The organism is Terrisporobacter hibernicus (assembly GCF_020809405.1).
GTDB lineage: Bacteria > Bacillota > Clostridia > Peptostreptococcales > Peptostreptococcaceae > Terrisporobacter > Terrisporobacter petrolearius.
In genome coordinates this window covers 2,806,368-2,828,114 of sequence record NZ_CP081135.1, presented here as the reverse complement: position 1 = coordinate 2,828,114, position 21,747 = coordinate 2,806,368, and the positions used below count along the sequence as shown (strand labels likewise).

13 protein-coding genes are annotated in these 21,747 nt (G+C 29.1%); 1 reads left to right on the top strand and 12 read right to left on the bottom strand.

What is annotated here, in order from left to right; translation table 11 throughout:
- Positions 1 to 23: 23 nt before the first annotated feature.
- From JW646_RS13705 to modA, 3 genes are read right to left on the bottom strand one after another with little or no spacing between them, the layout of a single operon-like run.
- Entirely contained in the window at positions 24 to 1,082 is a 1,059-nt protein-coding gene (locus JW646_RS13705; protein ID WP_228415457.1) for a sulfate/molybdate ABC transporter ATP-binding protein, read from the bottom strand.
- A 3-nt stretch (positions 1,083 to 1,085) separates the two neighbouring features.
- Positions 1,086 to 1,766: a molybdate ABC transporter permease subunit gene (modB, locus tag JW646_RS13700; protein ID WP_228415456.1), complete on the bottom strand. Its 681-nt coding sequence runs from the start codon at positions 1,764 to 1,766 to the stop codon at positions 1,086 to 1,088.
- Between the two features lie 23 nt (positions 1,767 to 1,789).
- Entirely contained in the window at positions 1,790 to 2,599 is an 810-nt protein-coding gene (modA, locus tag JW646_RS13695) for a molybdate ABC transporter substrate-binding protein (RefSeq protein WP_228415455.1), read from the bottom strand.
- 167 nt (positions 2,600 to 2,766) lie between these two features.
- On the opposite strand from modA, the gene JW646_RS13690 reads away from it, so the two are divergent.
- Entirely contained in the window at positions 2,767 to 3,702 is a 936-nt protein-coding gene (locus tag JW646_RS13690; RefSeq protein ID WP_228415454.1) for a helix-turn-helix transcriptional regulator, read from the top strand.
- Between the two features lie 81 nt (positions 3,703 to 3,783).
- On the opposite strand, the gene JW646_RS13685 is transcribed toward JW646_RS13690, so the two are convergent.
- The 9 genes from JW646_RS13685 to JW646_RS13645 form a co-directional block, all read right to left on the bottom strand.
- Positions 3,784 to 4,686, bottom strand: coding sequence for an ECF transporter S component (locus JW646_RS13685; RefSeq protein ID WP_074915045.1), 903 nt, complete (start codon positions 4,684 to 4,686; stop codon positions 3,784 to 3,786).
- Entirely contained in the window at positions 4,644 to 6,344 is a 1,701-nt protein-coding gene (locus JW646_RS13680; RefSeq protein WP_228415453.1) for an ABC transporter ATP-binding protein, read from the bottom strand. Before JW646_RS13680 ends, JW646_RS13685 begins: the two co-directional genes overlap by 43 nt.
- Positions 6,317 to 7,207, bottom strand: a complete 891-nt coding sequence (locus tag JW646_RS13675) for an energy-coupling factor transporter transmembrane component T (RefSeq protein WP_206924150.1) — start codon at positions 7,205 to 7,207, stop codon at positions 6,317 to 6,319. The genes JW646_RS13680 and JW646_RS13675 overlap by 28 nt, the downstream gene beginning before the upstream one ends.
- Entirely contained in the window at positions 7,204 to 8,454 is a 1,251-nt protein-coding gene (locus JW646_RS13670; protein WP_228415452.1) for a DUF4430 domain-containing protein, read from the bottom strand. The genes JW646_RS13675 and JW646_RS13670 overlap by 4 nt, the downstream gene beginning before the upstream one ends.
- Positions 8,455 to 8,475: 21 nt before the next feature.
- Positions 8,476 to 9,120 carry a cohesin domain-containing protein gene (locus tag JW646_RS13665; RefSeq protein ID WP_148556170.1) on the bottom strand — a complete coding sequence of 215 codons (645 nt, stop codon included), beginning with the start codon at positions 9,118 to 9,120 and terminating at the stop codon, positions 8,476 to 8,478.
- The gene (locus tag JW646_RS13660; protein WP_228415451.1) at positions 9,121 to 10,875 is read right to left on the bottom strand and encodes a hypothetical protein; all 1,755 of its coding nucleotides are present in this window, start codon (positions 10,873 to 10,875) and stop codon (positions 9,121 to 9,123) included.
- 212 nt (positions 10,876 to 11,087) lie between these two features.
- Entirely contained in the window at positions 11,088 to 15,350 is a 4,263-nt protein-coding gene (locus JW646_RS13655) for an Ig-like domain-containing protein (RefSeq protein ID WP_228415450.1), read from the bottom strand.
- Between the two features lie 22 nt (positions 15,351 to 15,372).
- A complete protein-coding gene (locus JW646_RS13650; protein WP_228415449.1) occupies positions 15,373 to 16,962 on the bottom strand; it encodes a DUF4430 domain-containing protein in 1,590 nt (529 codons plus the stop codon).
- A 214-nt stretch (positions 16,963 to 17,176) separates the two neighbouring features.
- Positions 17,177 to 21,658: an Ig-like domain-containing protein gene (locus tag JW646_RS13645; protein ID WP_228415448.1), complete on the bottom strand. Its 4,482-nt coding sequence runs from the start codon at positions 21,656 to 21,658 to the stop codon at positions 17,177 to 17,179.
- Positions 21,659 to 21,747 lie beyond the last annotated feature (89 nt).

The window sequence follows — 21,747 nt, the reverse complement described above, 5'->3', positions numbered from 1 at the left end:
CAACCATTATATTAATATTAATTTTAACGAAAATCAAATAAGCAATTTTCATCAAACTTTACAAAAATCTTATCTCCAACTTTTAAAGGTTCTATATTTTTATTAGTTTCTAATTGTATTGTACTAGAATTCTCATTTTCCAAATTTTTCACATATACTATATATGTAAAGGAACTCTCAAAAACTTTTACTACTGAGAGTTGAAATAAATTTTCTCTGCTAAATTGAAGGTTATTTTTAACTATTCTCATATGATGTGCTCTAATGCCAATATATTTTGCTTTGTCTATTACATCTTGCGATAAAGTACATTCTATTCCCCATTCTTTTGCAAATACTCTTCTTTCATCAATTATATCTATTTCAGAAATATTTTTACAGCCTGTGATAATTGCTTCTGTCATTGACATAGGGTGCTTAAATAAGTCTTTTTTAGATCTTTTGTTTATAGCTAAACCTTTATTAAATACAACTATATCATCACATATACGATAAGATTCACTTATATCATGAGTAACATATACAATATGACCTTTAAAATCATTAATAATATCTATTAATTCATTTTCCATATTACTTTTCAAATGATAATCCAGTGCAGAAAATGGTTCATCTAAAATAAGTACTTCTGGATTACAAGCCAACGCTCTAGCAAATGCTATTCTTTGTTTTTGTCCACCTGACAACTGATAAGGATATCTTTTTTCAAATCCTTCTAGTTTCATTTTGCGAAGATAGTCTTTTACTATTTTACTTTTTTCCTCTTTACTAAAATTACCTAATCCTATTTCAATGTTTTCTTTTACCGTCATATGAGGGAACAATGCATAATTTTGAAATAAATAACCTACTTTACGTTCTTGAGGAGGAATATTTATCTTCTTTTGTGAATCAAAAAATACCCTTCCATTTAAAATTATTTTACCTTTATCTGGTTTAACAATTCCTGCTATACATTTCAAAGTCATACTTTTCCCACAACCTGACTCTCCTAAAAAACCTAAAACGCCACTTTCTTGATTTATATTAACTTTTAGAGAAAAGGAGCCAAAGTCTTTTTCTATATCTACTATTAGTGACATACCTTAACCCCTCTTCCCTACAATTTCTTGTTGCTTGTCGGACCATTTATTTAATATAAGTATCATTACTACTGAAATAGCTACGATAGTCATTACCCAAAGCATAGCTCCTTTATAATCCATAGCTTGAACTTCAAAGAATATGGCCAAAGGCATTGTTTGCGTTTTGCCTGGAATATTACCTGCTATCATAAGTGTTGCTCCAAACTCTCCCAATGCCCTTGCAAAGGATAATACTAGCCCACCTATTATTCCAGGCCAAGCAAGGGGTATTGCAATTTTATAAAAAATTTTCCAATTACTAAGTCCTAGGGTCTTAGCTGCTGAAATTAAATTAATATCAATCTGCTCAAAAGCTGATCTTGCACTTCTATACATCATTGGAAAGGCAACAACTGTTGCTGCAATAACAGTAGCACTCCATGTAAAAATTATGCTTTTGTCCATAAGTGCTAGTACTTTCCCCATAGGTCCATTTTTACCAAATAAAAGAAGTAAAAAGAAACCTAACACTGTTGGAGGAAGTACAAGAGGTAAAGTAAATAAACTATCTATTAGGCCTTTCCACTTACCTTGATAATTTGCTACTAAATAAGCACTTCCTATTCCTACAAAAAATGTTATAAACGTTGCTAATAAAGATGTCCTTATTGATATCCAAAGTGGTGTTAAACCTGCATTCATTATACTTCCTCCAATTCTATAACCTAGTTAGCTTTTTTAAATCCATATTTTTCAAGAACAGCCTGTCCATCATCACTTAATAAGAAATTCTCAAATTCTTTAGCTTTGTCCTGCTTTTTACTTTCTTTCATCACAGCAACTGGATAATTTATAGGTGAGTGAGTATCTTTGTCTGTAGTTAAAACAACTTCTACTTTATCAGCACCTACAGTATCACTCAAATAAACAAATCCGACATCGGCATTTCCTTGTTGTACCCAAGATAAAACCTCTTTTACATCTTTTGCAAGAACAAGTTTATCTTCTACTTTATTATATAACTTTGTATTACCTAGAACTTCTTTAGCGTATTTACCTGCTGGAACTGACTCTGGATCTCCCATAGCTATATGTTTCACACTATCAGATGATAAACTCTCTAAATCTTTAACTGTTTTTCCTTTAGTAGCAACTAATACTAAATCATTAGTTAATAAAGTTTTATTTGTTCCATCTAATAACAAATCCTTTTCTTCTAATGCTTTCATTTGTTTTTCACCTGCTGATATAAACACATCACAAGCAGCGCCTTGCTCTATTTGTTGCTGTAAAGCTCCAGAAGATCCTAAGTTAACTTCTAGTTTTACACTTGAATCTATTTCTTTAAATTTTGTTTCTAATTCAGTCATTGCCTCTTGTAGAGACGCTGCTGCAGATATATTTAAAGTTACTCCCTCTTCACTTGTTGTGTCATCCTTCTTACTCTTGTCTTCACTGTTGCTAGAACACCCAACTACTCCTAGGGCTAAACCTAAAACGAGACCCATTATTCCTAACTTTCTTAAAACTTTCATAAACATCCACCTCTATTATGTTTTATTATGTTTCGTAACATTATGTCATGTTTTATAATTTATATTGTATATATTTGATACTTTTATATCAACAAGTTTATACATTTTTTAGAATATTTAGTAAAAAAAATATTTTATGTTACAATATTTCTAGGGAGGTGTTTGTTATGAACTCATCATTAAATGCAATAGAAGTTGCTGACATGTTAAACATTACAAAAAATACAGTTTATGAAATGATAAAGAGAGGAGAGCTTCCCTCTTATAAGGTTGGTAGAAAAATAAGAATTGATAAAAGTGATGTGGAAAATTATATAAATAGTCAAAAAAATACATTTATCAACAATTCCATACCCTTATTTGAACCTACTATTAATATGAAACCTTCTGCTACAAAAAGTGGAGAAATTATAATTTCTGGCCAAGATATTATTTTAGATATATTATGTAGAATTATAGAAGTTAAAACAAAAAATATAAGAACATATCGTTCTCATATGGGCAGCTATAATGGATTATACGACATGTATAATAACAAAGTTTCCATATCTTCTTGTCATCTTTGGGATATGGAAACAGATACATATAATACTAATTTTGTAAAAAAGTTATTACCAGGTGTGCCTTGTATTTTAATTAATATTGCTTATAGAACACAAGGGTTTTATGTTAAAAAATGTAATCCTAAAAATATAAAAAATTGGAATGATTTAAGCAGAAATGACATTACTATGATTAATAGAGAAAAAGGTTCAGGAGTTAGAGTATTGCTTGATGGAAAACTTCATTCACTTAATATATCTACTGATATAAATGGATATGAAAATGAAGAAACATCTCATCTTAGCGTTGCTAGCTATGTTGCTAGAGGTGGTGCTGATGTGGGAATTGGTAATGAAAAGGTTTCGAAACAAGTGGATAATATTGAATTTGTTCCTCTTCAAAAAGAACGCTACGACTTAGTAATAAAAAAATCCGATTTAGATAATCCAGTTTATAAATCTATTATTGATATTCTATCTTCTAAAGAATTCAAATATGAGCTTGAAGGACTTGGAGGATATGATTTAAAAGATACCGGTAAAATAGTTGGCCAAACATAAAATTCAAAACAAAAGCATGAATTAAAATCTAATCTTGCTTTATACTAAAAAATAATGCTCCTCATAGAGGAGCATTATTTTTTATGGTTCAATTAATCCGTATTTTACCTTTATTCTATCAAGCTTTTCTATCATAGGTTTACTAAGTATAAACAAGAAAAATATTGTTGATATGCCATGAATCATATTAAATGGTATACCACTTATGTATACTGATATAGCTCCTGCTTTTGTTATATTTTTTTCTGAAAACATAAATATGGATGCAGTGTCTAATAAAAAACCATATATAAAGAATGTGGAAATACCTCCATATATACATAAGGATAGTTTTTTCTTTTTTAACATTCCTTTTTTAAATAATAGCCCTGCTATAAATCCTATTATTCCAAAACCAAACATTTGCCATGGAGTCCAAGGTCCCTGCCCAAAGAAGAAATTAGACACAATTCCAGAAACAGCTCCTACTAAAAAACCTGCTTCCCCTCCAAAACAAACTCCTGCTATTATCACTATAGCTGCAACAGGTTTGAACTGAGGCAGCATAAAAAATGCACCTCTCCCAGCTACCGCTATAGCTGCTAACACCGATATTACAACAAGTTCTCTAGCCTGAGGATCCCTATCTTCAAATACCATAAAAAATGGTACCATGGTTTCTATAACTATAATAAGACTAGTTGCATAATAATTTTCTCTTTGATTTCCATGAAAAACAGCTAAATATATAGTGAATGGTATAGCAAGTAATATTATAAACATGGCTACAAAAGTTCTTTTACTTAATTTAGAATCTTTTGCTAAAGTCCTTTTTGCAACTCTATTTCTAGCAAAATAATAGCGCCTACTTCTTTTTTTTATTTTCTCTTTTTTTTCTTCTTTTATATATATTTTCTTCTTTTTTTCTTCTATAGAGTTAATATTGTCACATAGATTATCTACTAAGCTAATGTTTGTAGCATTGCTTCCTTGTTCCCATTGCATAAAGTTATCACATCCTCACATGTTACAGCATTTTCAAATACCTGCCTACTCATTCTATTTGCTACAGTTGTGTAGAAACTATTTCCCGAGAAAAACTTATTTGGTGTATTACTAGTTACAATACTTCCATCAAAGAAAAGAGCACATCTATGAGCATAACTTGCACAAAATTCTATATCATGAGATACCATAACTACTGTTACTTTATTTTCTATTAATTTATTTATTATTTTAGCAAACTTAACCTTAAAATGAGCATCTAAGCCTTTTGTTGGCTCATCAAGTATTAATAGTTTAGGTTCTAAAAGCAATACTTTTGCCAAAGCTGCTCTTTGTTGCTCTCCACCGCTTAAGTCATATGGATGGTGATTTAATAAATCTTCTATTTCAACTAATTTAGATATCTTTGCTATTTTATTTATTTTTTCCCTTTTACTCATTCCCAACTTTGGAAACATTTCATATAAATCTTTTTCTACTGTATTTTTTACAAATAAAGACTGAGGATCTTGAGGAAGAATAGCTATATTATTATTAAATAACTCTTTATTTTTATATTCTTTTATATTTTTTTCAAAAACTTCTACTTTGCCTCTATAAGGTTTGTTTATTCCACATATTAGTGAAACTGTTGTACTTTTTCCCGTACCATTACCTCCTACTACACAGAAAAACTCACCTTCTTTAACTTCAAAGTTTAAATCTTTTACAATGTCATTGCCATCTTTCTCATATTTAAACCAAACATCCTTCATTTTTATTGCTGCTTTATCTGAGTATATATTATTATATTCTTTATCATCTTCTACTCTTGTATATGCTACTTCTTCATTTACAAATAATTCATTAATAAAATATCGTCCCTCTTTTACAGTAATAGGTGTTTCATTTATATTTAAAGAAGAAGCTATTTTTATAGGAGATGGCATTGCCTCAAACATATCCGGCATTAATTGCTTTACCTTTTTCCCCACATTCTTTGGCTTATCATCAATAATTACTTCGCCAGCGTCCATAAGTATTATTCTATCAGCCATATTAAAAACTTCTTCTAAATCATGTTCTACCATTACTATTGTAATTCCCAACTCTTCATTAATTTTTTTTATAGTCTTTAAAAAATCACTAGCTGTTATAGGATCTAGTTGACTAGTTGGTTCGTCCAAAATTAGTACAGATGGTTGCATCGCCATAATTGAAGCCAAATTTAATAATTGCTTCTGTCCTCCTGAAAGTTCTGTTACATTTTTTCTAAACCAAGTTTGTATACCAAAGAAACTAGCCATTTCTGCTACTCTAAGTCGAATGGTATTATTGTCATAACCTAAACTTTCAAGACCAAAAGCTAATTCATGCCATACTTTATCTGTTACTATTTGATTTTCAGGACTTTGCAATACATACCCTATTTGTGATGACTGAGTTCTATCATCAACTAAATCAAGCAATTTCCCTTGAAAATATATATCACCTTCTCTTTTTCCATAAGGTGTAAGTACGGTTTTTAAATGTCTTATTAATGTACTTTTCCCACAGCCTGACTTTCCACAAATTACTACAAATTCTCCAGAATCAATAGTTAAGTTTATGTTTTTTAAAGCTAGTTTTTCCATATTAGGATAAGAAAACGCTAATTGTTCAATTCTAAATGTCTCCATTTTATTTCCTCCTTAATATCAAGAATCACTGGGATAATACATAAAAGAAAATATGCAGTATAATCAATTATACTAAATATTGTAATAGGAACCGTTTTTATGGCAGGAAAATAAATCATAGTGTTTTCTCCCCTAGAATGACCTATTAAAATTATTATTGTAAAAAAAATCATTATAGTTATTACAATTTTATCCCTATTATCAAATCTATAATTTGAAAAACTAGTTCTTCCTTTAAGACCATACCCCCTTGATTTCATTGAATCAGCTGTTTCTATCCCATTTTCCAATGCCCAAGTCATCATTATAGATAAAATTTTTATTCCATTAAGAGCCTTAGTTATTATATTTCCGTTACTAACATCTCTCCCTATACATTTTTGTGAATTAGATATTACTTTAATTTGTGCCTTATACTTTGGTACAAATCTTAATACCATAGATATAATAAGTGATAATCCTGGTATTATTCGTCCAAATAGATATATAAATTTATCTGAACATACTACTGCGTTATAACAAGAAAACCAAAGAATCATTGATATAAACATAGTTGCTGCTGCTATACCATAAACAATAGATTCTAGGGTTAATGGATTTCCTGTACTAAAGTATCCAAGAATAGTTACTCCTGCATGACTAAAGGCTGGATTTATTACTGCACAAAATACTAAAAATGGTATCATATATACTATATTAAACTTTACAGCTTTTCCTCCATTTAAACAAATAGAGTAAATGAATGATGTAATAAAAGATATCCCTAAAAAAACAGGGTGCATGAAAAACATGCTAAATAATATTACTACTGTAAAATAATAAAAATTCACAATTGGATGGTAAGATTTAAAAGAGTTTATCATTTTTTATTTGCCATCCAATCACATCCAACATCTTGACCTAAATCACAAGTATATCTCCATTTTATCTTGTCATTATTTTTTAATTTATATCTACTACATCCATAATTAGGGTACCATCCGTTAACTTGATACATCCATCCACTTAATTCTCCTCCGTCAAACTCATATAAATTATGAATACCTTCTATATAATTACTGTTATAAATAGGAGTCATGGAAAATTCCATATGAATTTTATTATCTTTTACTTCTCTTAATAAAACATCGAATACTGTTTCATTTTTATAAAACTTAACTTTTTTAGTTTTATATATAATTCCATCTGATGGAATCATATCTCCTTTTCCATTTTCTATTGCAACCTTTCTATTTGATGGTTTTAATAAAGTCTTACAATCTATTGATAAAGTTACATATCCTGCTACTTTACTTTTGTCAACTTTATTTCCACCTTCATTCCATTCAAAAGGTTTAGGTTTTCCAGCTGGAGTTGGATCTGTTAAATATTTATCTTTTCCATCTTTCCCTGGAGTCCCTTCTTCTACATTAATTCCCATCTGCTTTTTATATTCTAAACTTTGTTTTGCTTTGTCACTCTTACTGTCATTACTACTTCCACCATTTGAACTATTTGAACTCTCTGAGCTCTCTGAACTACTTCCATCAGTATCTGCATCTATTGCTGCTTGTTTTGGATCACTTCCTACAATATAAAATGTTCCTTCTCGATCTTGTATACTAAAGTTAATAGTTGTTTTATCTGATGAAAAATCTACAGTAGCTGTAGTTACTTTTTCCAATTTATCTGATTTTAGCTTATATATATCTGCTGCACTGCACTTTAACTTACTATTAAATATAATTGATAAAGCTGTGCTGCTTTCTAAACTTGAAGCTTCTTCAAAAGAAAACCCATAAACTATATCTGATTTAGATTTTTCTTTTACTAAATCTATATTTTCACTTACTGAATTAACTTTTAAGTTTATATCTTTAGGTTCTTTAATATCACTAGCCAAAAACATCCATTCATAAGAAAAATCTTTATTATTACTTTCAAATAAGGCCATTTCTCCACTATCTTTTATTTTTTCAAATGTTTGTGCAGTGACTACTCCATTTTCAGGAATCTTACTATTATCTCCAGAAGCTCCACTACCTTCACCACTACTAACTACATTACATCCTGTAACAGCAAAAACCATAATCAAAAGTAAGGATATGACTATTTTTTTTATCTGCTTCATTTTTCTCATCCCCCTAGCAAATTACTCTATTTTTATATTGCAGTCTTCAAATTTAATATTTTTATTTTTTGTTGATAAACTTGAATTGTCTTTGTCCCCATTAACAGTTGCAAAAACTGCATCTTTTATCTTAAAACTTATATTTTCTCCACTTTCAACATCATCTTTTAATTTAAATTCTAATATTAAAATATTATTTTTTCTTTCTTCTACTATAGATTTACTAGTAAATGATTCTTTTCCTCCTGTAGAATCCAGATACATAATATTAGCTTGACCTCTTTTATTACTTGCTTTTACATCATATTCCCAAGATGGTGAATTAGATGAGTAAGTTAATATATCACCTTTTTCTATATCAACAAATTCAACTTTATTTTTATCAAAAGAAATAGAAAAACTTGCACTTGAATATATATTAGAAGGAATCTGTGACATCTTTAACTTTAATTTAAAAGTATTTTTATTATTCTTAGATAAAATACTATCTCCATTCAATGATATTGATACTTCTTTTTTTATTTCACTGTTGTTATCTATATCGTTTTTAGTATTTTTTTCTTGTGAATTTATAACTACAATATAAGAAATTCCTATTACAATTGCTAAAATAGAAAGCAAAATTAATATGGTATATTTTTGTTTTTTATCCAAATTATTTAACATTTAAGATTCCTCACTTACTTTATCCGATTCTTTGTCTTTTTTATTATCATCTTTGTATATTCCAAAGGCTTTATAATCTTTATTACTTACAAACTTATTTATTATGCTATCAATATCTCCATTATCAATTTTAGAATCTATCGTCACATTTGCCGCTATTATTTCTTTATCCTTGGAAATTTTTATCTTTCCACTTAGAACTGATTGTAAATTCAATAAATCTTGACCATTAACTATTTTGTCATTATTCAAATCTCCAAATATTATTTCTTCTCCTTTTTCTTTCATAAACTTATATTTTTCCATATTTATTAAATCTTCTTTTTTACTATCTTTACTAATAAGACCTATATATGTAGGTGATTTACTTAATTTTGATAATTCTTCGCTATAATACAAATTATTTTTTTCATTATACATTACCCCTACTTGATCATCTCTTTTAGGAAATTCTACAACTATGCATTTTTTATTTTCAGGAATCAAACCATCTTTTTCACCTTCATAAATAATTTTAAAGTTTATAGTAGCATCTTTTTTGTTTTTAGATGAACTACTTGTATTGGGTGAAGTATTTGAACTACCTGAACTAGTTGATCTATTACTTACTGATGAACTACTAACTCCTTTGCTAGGCAAATTACTGTCCTGATTTATCGTCCCTCCAGATGAATTTTGACTATTATTTTCTTTGTTATTGTCTTTATCATCACTAGGCTTGACTAAATCAGGATTTTCTCCAGTGGATAATGTTCCTTTTGCATCTGTCATATTATAAAGTCTATTTTTACCATCTAAAAATCTTTGGTATGCTACTAATGCATACATTCCTTGATCAGTAGCCATTGCGTCTATTTCCATATTTTCCACATGTTTAAATCCGCCACCTTTAACATAAAATCTCATTAAATTAGATATTAACCAGCAATCACCTTTAATAAATCTTTCATCTTTTCCTGGATCTATACCAAGTGCACATAGTGCCACTATAACCTGATCAACACTTTCACTATTTGTAGTTCCCCAACTAGAATATCCCCCCTTATCATTTTGTAATTTTGATAATACTTTAATAGCTCTATTTATATACGGCTTAACTTTTTCTTCATTTTTATATGGCGCCAATGATTGTAGGGCCATTGCAGTAATATCTGGGTCTGGAGTTTTTCCACTAAGTGCCCATCCACCTCCATCAATTTCTTTGTTTAAAATATAATCAATTAGTTTTTCTCTACTAGTTTGAACTTTTACACCATCAACTATTGGTATCTCATAATTATTAGTGTCAAAAGCTATAAGAGCAAAAATTGGACCATTTATACCTTGTTTTATTACTTTACTAAAATCTGCTAATTTTTCAAGTAAATTATATCCTCCAACATTTCTAGGATCTTTTCCTATGGATGTTAAACCTAGAATAACCCTAGAGTACTCTGTATATTTTATATTATGCAAAACACCATCACATTCTTTTAGGGTTTTAACTACATTTGAATAATATTTATCATAATAAGACTGTGGTATTTTAATTCCACCTCTTGCTAAACATAGTATGGACCATTCACCACTAAATGTCCCTACATTTGGGTCCGGTGTATTTTTGTGGATCAATATACCTGTATTATTTATAGCCTCCTTAACACTTGGATTGGGAGTTTTTAACGATAATGCATAAGATCCACTTAAGCAAGTAGTTACCATTACTACAAATGTCAATATGCATATTATTTTTTTTAATATTCTATTCCTAAACAAAATCTTTCCCCCTTTATATAAAATTTTAGAATGATTATTTCAACCTATTTAAATGGTAGATTTTATTTTATTTATGTACAATAAAATAAAGTAAAGAGTATACTTAAGTTACTACAGTAGTACTACCTTGTATACTACTTATAAATACATTTTTATCAAAAAAGTTAGGATAAATATGATAGTAAATATCCTATTATCCTAACTTAAAAATATTATTTTACTATAATAGTTTTATCTAATCCTAGCGTTTCAGTTTTAGTCATTTTTATAGTAATCTTAGTATTTTTCTTTTGTTTAGGTATGTTAACGCTAAACTTGTTATTTTTAGATACTTTAATAGTTTTTCCTATTTGCTTTCCATTAACATACACTCTTACTGTAGCACCATATTGTCCTTTTCCTGTAATTACCTTAGATCTAGATTTTACCGAATTTACACTTAATTTTTTGCTAAATACTTTTAAAACTGTTGTTGTTTTACTTCTTGTATAATATCCTGATTTAGATATTCTTAAAGTTACAGATTTTCTGGCCGCTTGTTTTTGCACAGATATAGAGAATTTTCCTTTTGAATCTACTTTTACAGTACTTCCTATTTGTTTTCCACTTTTATCATATGCTCTAACATAAAACCCAACATTTCCTGTACCTGTTATTTTTTTATCTCCACATTTCACTTTGTCTACTGTAAATTTCTTTATTTCCTTTAAAACTGATTTTTTTACTTCTGCCGTTTTATATCCTTCTTTTTTCATTTTTACAGCTATCGTTGCTCCGCCAATTAACTTGTCAGTTTTAATAGTATAAGTACCATCTTTTTTAACTGTTGATGACCCTATTAATTTTGAACCAACATATGCATGGACTTTAGCTCCAGCTTCACCTTTTCCAGCTATAGATGTGGAATTATATTTTATATTATTTATTGATAAGACTTTTTTAAACTCTTTTTCTATTGGTTTTTCTGGCTTATTTGATATTTCTATTATAATTTGATCCAAAATATTTTTAGTATTTTGTACTTTTAAGTGTTGTTGCAATTCACTATCCATATTAGAATAAGCACCCGCAGCATCTATTACTTTATTAATAGAAGTTTTAGTTGCTGGTCTTTCTATTTTAGAAACTAAATTTACAAAATTGTCTATTTCTAATTCTTTTATTTTATCTATTGATATATTCAATTTTTCATGTAATTCTTTTGATACCAAAGATTTTTGAGTTTCACTTAATTTATCAAATTCATTCTTAGCATTGTTTACTTTATTTTTTTCTACTGAGCTAAACCCATTAGTTAAATCTATTGCTTCTATTTTTTCACTTACTTTTTGCGCCAATACTTTATTTGTGGTTTCTTCTTCTACATTTACAACTTTTATAGTTATTTTAGGTAATTCATTTTCACAGTATTTTTTAGTAACGGCTGGTGCCAATTCAATTGGCATATTGGGATGTATAGCAGCTCTCCAATATGCTTCTATATATCCATCTGATAAAGTATATTCTCCTGCTTTTGTATCTTCTGGAACTGTAAATTTAATAGTTTTTATTAACTCACTATTTATTATTGCATTTTCAGATTTAGTTTGTGAAACACCTGGCATATTAGTATTAAACATAAGACTAAATCTTTCCAACCTACTATTCCCATTACCATCATTACTTATATCTGGTACTTCTAACCCAGTAAATTTTATAGTAACTTCATCTCCTACTTCTATTCTTTTTGGAGATATAGTTACATTTATTGCTTTTTTAAGATTATCAATTGCTTGTTGTAAGTCCTTCGTTGTATTATTTATTTCATTTTTTAAAGATTTTTCATTATTATAAACTTCCTTTGATATTTTTAATTGTTCTTGTAATTTTAGCCAAGTATCTTCTGTGTATTTACTTTCGTTCATTGATTGAACTTCTTCTATTAAGGCTTTTAATGATTCTCTCTCTTCATCAGTAGCCGGTTTTTCTGGTGTTACCTTAACAGTTATAGAATCCGTTTTATTTGAATCTTTTGTAGTAACTATTATTGTAACATTTCCTTCTTTTAATCCTTTTATCACTCCATTTTGATCAACAGTAGCTACTTCTTCATTATCACTTGACCATGTTACAACTTTATCTGTAGCATTCTCTGGAAGTACAGTAGCAGTTAATTTAGTTTCCCCTGTAACTTCTATAGATACATCTTTTTCATTGATTTTTACACTTTCAACTGGTTTATATTCTGCTGATGCTACATTTATTGTAAAGTTTGGCACAGAAGAGAAATATCTTGAATTTTGTGGAGCTTCTAAGTTAGGTTCTCCTGAACCTTCTTGTCCTTTATCAGCCCCAAGCTCGCTTCCCCACCATTCACTAAATATTTGTCCTGAATTAAATTTGTACTCTCCTGCTTTATCAAAAGTCACTTTAATAGTATTTACTGTAGCTAGATCCCATTGGTTACAATATCCTTTTACAGTACCTAATACATCATTTTTATACTCAACAAAAGTTCCTTTTGATGGCCAAGGTGCTGTACTTTGCCAAGTTGGATTGTATATCGTTGCTAATTTATACACCGGATGAGTTATACCTTTAAAACTTATTTTAGCAGTATCACCAGCTTCAAATGTAGCACCTGGTCTAGAGCTATTTACTATTGATACTTCTATTTTTCTAGCATCTACAACTTTGAAATAACTCTTAGTCCCTTTTGAATTAGTTGCTTTTATTCCTATAATGTTACTTTTATTTTCTAATTTTGCAGTATATTTGCCATTTTTTTCAGTAACTACATTTCCATTACATGTTACTTCAACAGTATCAGCTCCTGTAATAGTTGGATCTATTTCATAGTCAACTGTTGATCCTTCTTTATAGTAAATTGTATCGTAAGAAGTTTCTTTAATATTTGAATTTATAGTTATTCCTGTATTAGCATCTCCTACTACATCATATACAACATAAGCTGTATTAACTATTGAAGATGCCCCATAACTTCCACATGCATCATATGTAACTTTTACTATAGAAGTACCTTCTTTGACTGCTGTAACTGTTGCTTTGTCTGTAGATTTTGTTGTATCTAGACTTATACTATCACCTGATATTATTTGAAAATTAAAATTTGGTCTTGTTACATGGTTACTTATTGGATCGTCTATTATTTGAGGTACTCTTCTTGGATATATAGTAGCTGTGCCATTAACTTTTAATTCTTTGTAATCATATTGCAACCACAAATCATTTTCAAAATCATCTGGTACATTACTTGGTGCGTCTACATCTCCGCCATGGTCTGTATCTTCTTTCTCTAATGTAGTAACTGCATCATTTATTTCTTTAATGTGTTTACTTACTACTAACTCCTTATCAGTGTCTTTGCTATTATATTGTTCGTCTGAAGTTATTACTTTAGCATCTTTTATGGCTGTATTAACTTTAGCTATAGATTGTGAAGTATAATTTCCATTTTTAATTGTATCTTGTGCATCTGCAATTAATTGTTTTAAATAATCTACAAGTGGATTATTTAATTCTTCACTTTCTACTGTTCTACAATATCTTAATCTTACTGTGTCATTTACTTTTAACTTATACGCTGATAGGCCTACATCTGGGAATACTCCATTTACTTCATATTTCCATCCGCTTCCTTGTCCATGGTCAAACTCTCCATCACCTGAAATAGAAGATACATAAACAGAGTTATAAGCTTCATGATGAGTGTATTTTAATTCTATTCCTCTGGCTTCTGATTCTCTTTTTAATACATCCCAAGCAGTATCCCCTTCATACATATCAACTTCTTCCATTGACAACGTGTCACCTTTACCAATAGTTCTTTTTTCTATTGATAAATTAACTTTTCCTACTGGTTGCTCTTGATCAGATCCTACTGTAAAAGTTATATCTGGTAATCTTCCAAAATATCCTTCTGTTCCTATTTCTGTTATACCCGAACTCCACTCATTTGCTTTTTCATATATAGATCCATTTGTTAAATGATAAGTTCCATTTGTTAGTCCTGTTATTTCCAAAGTCTTAAGATCATAATTTTTAGAAGTTATTTTTGTTTGGCTTTCTATATCTGTATCATAAGATATTTTTGTTTCTCCTGCATAAGCCGAGTTCCATTGACCACTTACAGAACCTATAGGTGTATTAATACCCGTAAATGCTATAGTGGCTTTATCACCTTCAACCTTTATGTTCACTGTAGTCTTTTTGTTTTTTAAGTTTAAAGTTTCATCCCCAGCTTTAATTTGGTTTTCTGATATAAACTCTACACTTTTACCATTGTAAGTATAGCTTTCATTTTCTACATAGTAATATGTTTCATATCGATTACCATTTAAGTCATTCTCTTTTATTTCAATAGAATTACTTTTTGATTTTGTACTATCTGCAAACACATTTGTAGGTACGACAGAAATTATCATCATAAATGCCATTAATACAGATAAAAATTTTGATATTATTTTGTTTTTCATTCTACTTCCCCTTGTAATCTAATTATTTTACTTTTGTATATTTTACAGTGCTGAATGAACTATAAACTTTATTTCCATCAATAGTTTTATAGGATCTAACTTTATAATAATATGCTTTCTTTTTGGTAAGTTTACTATTTGTATATGATAATGTAGACCCCTTAGTTATTGTATTTATTTTTGAATATTTTCCAGATTTACTAGTTGCTCTATAAACTTCATATCCACTTGCATTTGTTATCTTATTCCAAGATACTTTAATTTTTTTACTTCCTGCTCTTAATTTAATACTTGGAGTTGATGGTTTTGTAGTTATTTTTTTTACATCACTAAAATTGCCATAATAAGTCTTTTTACTATCTGTTGTATATGCCCTTACTTTATAAGAATAACTTGTTACAGGACTTCTTTTTGAATTTGTATATGAAGTAGTGCTGTTCTTGCTTATAGTAGAAATATGGTCATAAGATTTAGTTTTAGAATTGTATCTGTAAATTCTGTATCCACTGGCTTGGGGTACTTTGTCCCAAGTAAGTTTAACTGATGAAGTTGTTGCAGAAGCTTTTACATTTTTTACTTTCCTTGGTAAAATTTTAAATGTTACTTCCTTTCCAAGTTTTTTATAATTATTTTTACCTATTACTTTTACTTTAGCTGTTCCTACTTTTTTATTATTGCTATAGGATAATGTATAATCTGTACCTGATTTTAATTTTTCACTTCCATCTTTTACTGTTACCAATGGTTTTATTTCTTTTCCTGTATATTCTTGATTTGATATTGTACTAACAGATAATGTTTTAGGAATTTCAACATTAACCAAGGCTTTATTTAAAGTAGTCAAAGTATCATCTACTTTATCTTGTTTAGATTCCATATTTTGTAATACTTTGTACCCATTATCATAAGCTAATTTTACATCTTTATCTTGTAAAATATATTCCTTTTTATCTGAGCTATTTATTTTAGCAATAGCTGTAGTTAACTTGTCTTTATTTGCTGCATTTACCAATGCATCTGTACCGCTATCACCAGACATAAATGTTGATCCTAAATCTGCGCCATACCCCCAAACAGTATATTGCCATCTCATTACATCTCCATCTTTTAATTTGTATTGTCCTGATCCATAATTAGGAAACCAATTATTTACAGCATACATCCAGCCTGACATAAATGTATAATCAAACTCACCTAACCAGTCTTTTTCATTTCTTCCATAGGGCTCATCACACACATCTAAAATATATTTTGGTATTTTAGCCTCTCTTTTATCTCTGTCTTTTACACTTGCTAAGTAAAATGTTTGTCCTACTACACCTGATTGGTCCCCTATGCTTCCAGTATGTTTATAGCTTCCTTTTCCCAAATTTTCATCCATTAGTCTAGTTATAATTTTTGCACCAGTATCTCCCTCATATATGGGAACTCTTACTGGTTCTACAATATAACCAAGTCCTAAAGTGAATTTTTCCATACTAACTGTAACGTATCCCTTTGGAACAGAAGCTGCTTCAGCACTTTGTGGCATAGAAAAACACATAACAAAAGTTAAAATAAATGCCATTAATACTGATAACATTCTACCTATTTTAGATTCTAATCTTTTCATGAAATCACCCCTTAATAAAAGTTTTCTAACTACTCATTTGATTATAGTTATTCACACATTTCTTATCAATAAATTAACAATAAGATTACACTAAAGTTACTTTAGTAGTACTACTTACCCTTGCTACTATTTATATAAATAAATCCTCCATATATGGAGGATTTATTAAAAAGGGTAAATTTTATATTAAATAAAATTATTTGATGACATTTAATTATTTTACAACTCTATCTTTATCTACACTTGCTGTGGCTGTTTTACTCATTTTTATAGTTATTTTAGTATTTTTCTTTTGTTTTGGTATGTTTATTGAATAAGTACTATTTTTACTAACTCTAACTGATTTACCTATTTGTTTTTCATTTACATAAACTCTAATAGTTGCTCCAGGTTCACCTTTTCCACTAATTTTTGTTGATGTTGATTTAATTGAATTTGCAATAAGTTTTTTAGAGAACACTTTTAAAACTGTTGTAGTTTTTCCTTGTGTATAATATCCTGATTTTGAAATTTTAATATTTATTTTAGAATATAGTTTTTGAGTAGGTATTTTAACAGAGTATTTACCATTTTTATCTACTGTTGCTTTTCCTATTTCTTTATTATTTGAATATACTCTAACTATAGCTCCTGACATACCTTTTCCTGTTACTAATTTATCCTTTGGTTTTATTCTATTTACTGTAAAAGTTTTTATTTGCTTTAATACTGTTTTTGATAGTTTTTGTGATATGTACCCATCCTTAATCATCTTTACAGTAATTTTTGTTCCTCCTGCTTGCTTTGATATTTTTATAGAATAAGTTCCATCAGCTAAAACTGTTGAAGATCCTATTAGTTTATTTCCAACATAAGCTTGTACTTTAGCACCACCTTGTCCTTTACCTTTAATTATAGTTGCATTGTATTTAATATTATTTATAGTCATGTTATTATCAAACTTAACTTTTAGTTGACTTACTGCACTATTTAACCTGTCTATTTTTTCCACATAATTTTTTTGTTCATTACTTAATTTATCATAAGCTGATTTTACTTCTCTTATTTGCTCGTAATCATTTTCTGTTATTTTTGATGGTATTTTACTTATTAATTCATCTACCTTAGTAGCCCCTTTTAAATCTGATTCACCTTTTAATACTAAGTCTTTTAAATTATTTATTTTATCATCTGTTAATATATAATCTTGTACTTCCTTACTAAGTTTTTTAAAGTCACTTAAAAGTAACTTTCCTTCTTCCAATTGTTTTTTATTAGTAACTATTAAAGAAGCATCTTTTACTTTATTGTCAAATTCATCAGCTTTTTTAATTAATTCTAAATTGGTTATGACTTTGTTATAAGATTCTTTTGCAGAACTATTTGCATCAAAGTATTTTTTAGATTTAGAATTTAACGACTCATATCTATTTATTAACATCTTAGCTTTTTCAACAGTACTTCTATCGTATTTTAAAGGTAGTTGTAAATCTGCAAATTCCTTTGCAAGCATTGAAGCATTTTCTTTATTTACATTGTCTTTTCCTATTTCTAGTACTATTTCGTCAAGCATAGCTTTTGCAGTTTTCACCTTATTATTATTTTTCACACTATTATCCATATTCCCATGTGCGCTTATTGCAATTACTACATTTTCCATATCTTTCTCTAATGCTGGTCTTTGAATTTTTTCAACCAAACTTACAAAGTTATTTATTTCCAAATCCTTAATTTCTTCTATGCATTTATTTAACTTTAACACTGTTGAGTTATCTATTAGTAGTTTTTGATCTTCGCTTAATGAGTCATACATTGATTTTGCTGATAATATGTCCGTTTTATTTTTATCACTATACCCATTACTCAAATTAATACTATTAATAGCTTTTACAACATTATCTACAAATGCTTTATTAACTGCTTTTATACTAATAATTGTATTTTCTGCATTTTTTATTTTACTTATATTGTTTGTCATATCAGTATTTAGTAGTTCTTGTTGCTCTTTTTTTAATGAATCATATGCTTTTCTTGCTTCTTTTATTGCATCTTCATCATTCAAAGTTATTTCATCTGGTATTTTTGAAATAATAGTTTTTACTTTTTCTATTTCTAATTTACTTATTGTTTCTTCAGCGTTAAGTAATTTATTTAAATTAGTGACATATTTTTTTTGTTCATCTGTTAAAGAATTATATGCATTTCTTATTTCTTCAATTTCTTCTTTGTTGTTTAAAGTAACGTCTCCTATTTTATTGATTTTTTCTATAACAGAACTTACTGTTTCTTCATCTTCACTTATAACAGTTACTTTACAGTAAGCAGATTTTCCACCGACTTTACCATATATATTTGTATTTCCAGCTTTTTTGCCAGTTACTACACCATTTTTATCTACCGTTGCTATTGAATTACTAGAAGTTGTCCAAGTAACTGTTTTATCTACTGTTGAATTATCTGGTTCTGTAATTGCAGAAAGTTTTATAGTTTTATTTACAGATATTTTAGCTGTACTTGGATTTATAGTAACTTTTGTTATAGGTATATTTACTGTAACGCTACATTTAGCAGTAAATTCTCCTATTTGTGCTACTATATTTGTTCTTCCTGCTCCAACTGCTGCTACCAATCCGTTTTTATCAACCTTTGCAATTGATTCGTCCTCTGATTTCCATATTGCAGTAGCATCTCCCATAGCATCTACTGGATCAGCAGTAGCAATTAATGTATAAGTTTTATCTAAATCTAAAGATAATTCAGTTTTACTAATTTTTACCCCAGTAAGTTTCGATTGAACATTTACATTACAAGATATATCTTGACCATTTACGTAGGCATGTACTTTAGTAGTACCTACACCCATGCCTTCTATAGTTCCATCTTGAGAAACTGTTGCTATTTTATCATCATCTGTAGACCAGTATATATCTTTAGGTGTTAACCCTCCATTTATCTTTAATTCTAGTTTCTTACTTTCATTCTTTTGCAAAGTCACATCACTTAGTGACATAGAAATTACATCTGTCATATCATAAAGGCTATTTTTTCCTTGTAAAAATCTTTGATACGCCACAAGTGCATACATTGCTTGATCTGTAGCCATTCCATTTACTGTACCACTTAATGTGTGCTTAAATCCCCCACCTTCACAGTAATATTCCATAATTGCTGTTAATAACCAGTTTTTCTCTTTTATAAATCTTACATCTGTTGTTGGATCTATGCCTAGTTCACACAAAGCAACTATAACTTGAGCTATGCTTTCACTATTTACAGTTCCCCAACTTGCATAACCACCATTTTCTTTTTGTATATTAGAAAGCTTAGTTAATGCTCTTTCTATAAAAGGAGCTACTTTTTCATTATCTTTATATGGTGCTAGGGCTTGTAGTGCCATAGCTGTTATATCTGGATCTGGTGTAGTTCCAGTTAATGCCCATCCTCCTGCTTCATTAGTACCAGTCTTTATCTCTTTACTTAATATATAATCAATATATTTATCTCTTGTAGCTTGTTCTTTACCTTCTTGCACCGTTGGTATGTTATAATCTCTAGAGTCTAAAGCTATAAGTGCAAAAACAGGTCCATTAATCCCTTGCCATATAACTTGTTGGTAATCTGCCAAAGGAGCAACCATATTATATCCAGCTACATCTCTTGCGTCCTTATCTATAGAAGATAATGCCAATATTAATCTTGAATACTCTGTATATTTTCTCTTGTCTAACACACCATCTACACTTTTTACTTTTTCTTCTATTCTTTTGTAATAGTCTCCATAATAATTTTTGGGAACGCTGATATTTCCTCTTGCAAGAGAAAGAACTGTCCATTCTCCTCCACCTGTCCCAAAATCCGGTTTTGGAACTGTATTTATCATAAGTTTTCCAGTTGAACTTATCGCTTCCTCAACTGATGGTGATGGTTTATTTATATTATCATTTGCACCCAATTGTTTAAGGGAACTTTCCAACGATTTCAATGCATTATCTACTTCATCTTGCGTACTTTCCATATTTGTTAATACATTATTGGCTTTATCATAAGCTTTTCTTACTTTTATATTACTTAATAATGATAATTTATTGTCTCCACTATTTATTTTTGCAACTGCTGTTGTTAATTTATCTTTATTTGCTGTTTTAATCGAACCCCAAGATGCACCTAAATCTTCGCCATATCCATATACAGTAAATTGCCATCTCATTACATCTCCATTTTGGGGCTCATATCCAGACACCCCCACATTTGGAAATTCATTGGCTACTGTATACATCCATCCAGACATTTGAGTATAGTCAAATGCACATAACCATCCATCTTTTTTTCTTGAAGTAGGATCACTTGATAATCTTTCTAAAATATATGTTGGTATATTTTCTGTTCTATAGTCATCGTCTTTTACACCAGAAATATAGAAAGTATTTTCAATATCTCCTGTTGCTTTATAGTTTTCTGACCCAAGAACTCTATCTACAACCTTAGCGCCATTATCACCTTCATAATAAGGAACTATAACAGGCTCTTGTATATAACCTAGTCCAAGTGTAAATTTTTCTATACTTAGAGTTATATACCCTTGAGGAGTTTTTCCCTCAAGATAGCCTAACTTTTTATTGGTTTGATTCTCACCACTTGCAAATACTGGACACAACACATTAAATACAAGTACTAAAGACATCACTAGGGATAAAAATTTCCCTTTGAGTTTTTTCATAAAACCCATCCCCCTTTTAAATTTTATCAGTGAAATATTTACAAGATGTTATCAAAATTGCTATATTTTGTTCTATATAAAATTATATA

What these genes read in the sequence shown, in the direction of transcription:
- JW646_RS13705 (WP_228415457.1), bottom strand. Translation starts at nt 1,082, where the DNA reads ATGTCACTAATAGTAGATATAGAAAAAGACTTTGGCTCCTTTTCTCTA.
- modB (WP_228415456.1), bottom strand. Translation starts at nt 1,766, where the DNA reads ATGAATGCAGGTTTAACACCACTTTGGATATCAATAAGGACATCTTTA.
- modA (WP_228415455.1), bottom strand. Translation starts at nt 2,599, where the DNA reads ATGAAAGTTTTAAGAAAGTTAGGAATAATGGGTCTCGTTTTAGGTTTA.
- JW646_RS13690 (WP_228415454.1), top strand. Translation starts at nt 2,767, where the DNA reads ATGAACTCATCATTAAATGCAATAGAAGTTGCTGACATGTTAAACATT.
- JW646_RS13685 (WP_074915045.1), bottom strand. Translation starts at nt 4,686, where the DNA reads ATGCAATGGGAACAAGGAAGCAATGCTACAAACATTAGCTTAGTAGAT.
- JW646_RS13680 (WP_228415453.1), bottom strand. Translation starts at nt 6,344, where the DNA reads ATGGAGACATTTAGAATTGAACAATTAGCGTTTTCTTATCCTAATATG.
- JW646_RS13675 (WP_206924150.1), bottom strand. Translation starts at nt 7,207, where the DNA reads ATGATAAACTCTTTTAAATCTTACCATCCAATTGTGAATTTTTATTAT.
- JW646_RS13670 (WP_228415452.1), bottom strand. Translation starts at nt 8,454, where the DNA reads ATGAAGCAGATAAAAAAAATAGTCATATCCTTACTTTTGATTATGGTT.
- JW646_RS13665 (WP_148556170.1), bottom strand. Translation starts at nt 9,120, where the DNA reads ATGTTAAATAATTTGGATAAAAAACAAAAATATACCATATTAATTTTG.
- JW646_RS13655 (WP_228415450.1), bottom strand. Translation starts at nt 15,350, where the DNA reads ATGAAAAACAAAATAATATCAAAATTTTTATCTGTATTAATGGCATTT.
- JW646_RS13650 (WP_228415449.1), bottom strand. Translation starts at nt 16,962, where the DNA reads ATGAAAAGATTAGAATCTAAAATAGGTAGAATGTTATCAGTATTAATG.
- JW646_RS13645 (WP_228415448.1), bottom strand. Translation starts at nt 21,658, where the DNA reads ATGAAAAAACTCAAAGGGAAATTTTTATCCCTAGTGATGTCTTTAGTA.